The organism is Anaerolineales bacterium, assembly GCA_022866145.1.
Lineage (GTDB): Bacteria > Chloroflexota > Anaerolineae > Anaerolineales > E44-bin32 > PFL42.
This window is the reverse complement of the sequence record JALHUE010000499.1, coordinates 1-2026: the sequence shown is the minus strand read 5'-3', so window position 1 is coordinate 2026 and position 2026 is coordinate 1. Positions and strand designations below refer to the sequence as shown.

At 66.4% G+C, this 2026-nt stretch carries 3 protein-coding genes; all 3 read right to left on the bottom strand.

The genetic code is table 11. The features are described 5' to 3' along the window. The coding region (locus MUO23_14610) for a hypothetical protein (GenBank protein ID MCJ7514181.1) at positions 1–426 on the bottom strand (426 nt) is incomplete at its 3' end. Between the two features lie 146 nt (positions 427–572). Further along, positions 573–1133, bottom strand: a complete 561-nt coding sequence (locus tag MUO23_14605) for an OB-fold domain-containing protein (GenBank protein ID MCJ7514180.1) — start codon at positions 1131–1133, stop codon at positions 573–575. A gap of 2 nt (positions 1134–1135) precedes the next feature. Next, on the bottom strand, positions 1136–2026 hold an 891-nt coding region (locus tag MUO23_14600), incomplete at its 5' end, for a hypothetical protein (protein MCJ7514179.1).

Sequence of the window (2026 nt, the reverse complement as noted above, 5' to 3'; positions counted from 1 at the left end):
GCCGCCGAACTCCGCCGTCCCATACAGCAGCCGGTACAACATGAATTGGTTCCAGGCAGTGATCATCAGCAGGATGCGCACGATGGCCGCCGCCAGCTGCTCCGGCCAGGAGTTGCCAATCAGGGCCACCAGGATGTCGGGCCCGAAGACGGCGGCCACTCCGGGGACGAGGCGAACGAGAGAGACGCCCCAGACCACGGCCACAAGCGCCAGATAGGCAGGCTGAGGGTCGAGCGCCATGACCAGCGCTGCCAGCAGCAGGCCGAGGGCACCAACCAGCGCCACCGGGTCCGGGGCCCGCAGTAGGGCGAACCACTGCAGACCGGCCAGGGCCGCAAACATCGCTGCCCACACCCAAAGCGTGCGCCGCAGGCGCCCGACCGCCAGGCGCAAATTCGGAGCCTTGGGCGAAAGGATCTCAGGCACCGGTCTCCCTCACCCAGGCGTGTGTCGAACCGACCACCGGATGACGCTGGCCGGCCGGCCGCCGGCTGCTACGGCGACAACCGGTGCAGGACGCACGACTGGCCGGAGCATCTCCGGGCGCCGGCTCGAGCCAGGGGTTCACAGGCCTATGTCTCGAGGCTGTCCGCCGGCACGAAGTACACATCGGTTGGCTTGAGTTTGCTGTTGCGCAGGAAGCGCGGCCGGACCGGCATCCCGATCCACTCCAGGGAGGCCGCCTGCGGATCGACGCCCAGCAGGCGAGTCAGAAAGAGCGTGTTCACTCCCTCGTACTCGATCAGCGCCAGCACGAACGGCGTCTCCGGCAGGAATTCCTCCGAACCGAAGTGGCAGACCGTGAAGGCGTGGATGTGCGCCTGGCGCTGGCTTATGTCGATCCAGTTCGTCTCGTTCCCGGAGTACATGTCGTGGCCGCGCGGTGTGGCGTAGGTGTAGCCGCTGACGGGGTCGGTCGTTGCCATCAGGCGGCGGTTGGCGGCTCCAGCGAACCAAGGGCTGTCCTGGCCGTAGGAGTGCAGGTAGGTGATCCGATACTCCTGCTCGATCTGCAAGGGGGCCATGCGCTTGAGGAAGGCAAGCGAGTCGGGATCGGTCTCCAGCGGGAAGGGTACGCCGTGTACGACATAACCGCCGAGGGTTTCGGGGCGCTGCTCCGGAAGCTTGGCCATGGCTATCCCTCCCGCTCGAGGATGCTGACAGTGACATAGGTGCCGGTGCCGGCATGCGAGTGGATGGCGCCCCGGCGCGGCTTCTTGACCTGCAGCATCGGATCGCCGAAGTGCTTGGCGATGGTCCCTTGCAGCTGCCACAGGGCGAAGACGCCCTGCATCAGACCCGTGGCGCCGACCGGATGACCGCAGGCGATCAACCCACCCGAGGGATTGACCGGGCAGACCGTCTTCTCGGCCAGCTTCAGGCCGTAGTCGATCCCGGGCATGAAGGCCTTGCCGGAGGCGGCGAACGGACCGCCTTCGCCGTAGCGGCAAAGGCCGAGATCCTCGTAGGTTTGGAGTTCGCTGGAGGTGTAGGCATCATGCAGTTCGATGAAGTCGATCTCGGTCAGCGGGTCGTGGATGCCAGCGTGCTTGTAGGCCATGTTGCCCGCCGTCCGTCCGGCGCGGAAGGAATGGACGCCCGGGTAGCGGGTGCCGTGATCCCATAGGCGCTTGTAGTAGGCGCGGGTTTCGTCGGAAGCCTTCTCCAGCTCCGTGGCATAGTCGCGCAGGAAGGTCTCATAGTCCACGTGGGGTCGGTCCGACATGCGCATGGCGTCCGTGCCGCGGCCGATCCCCGTCAGGCGGACTCCGGGGCGATGCAGGGATGCCCCGGCCGCCTGGAGGCGTTCCAGCCCGGCTTCGGAGGCCAGGATCACGGCCGCTGCGCCGTCGGACATCACGCAGATATCCAGCCGCGTCAGCGGCCAGGCCACCATCGGTGCCTCGCGCACATCGGCGATCGTGTAGCGGTTGCGCTTCTGGGCGTACGGGTTGTGATAGGCGTTGATGTGATTCTTGACGGACACATGGGCCATCTGCTCGACCGTGGTGCCGAACTCCTTCAT

Bases quoted from the DNA above. Each gene is read 5' to 3' on its own strand.
- MUO23_14605 (MCJ7514180.1), bottom strand. From the start codon at position 1,133: ATGGCCAAGCTTCCGGAGCAGCGCCCCGAAACCCTCGGCGGTTATGTC.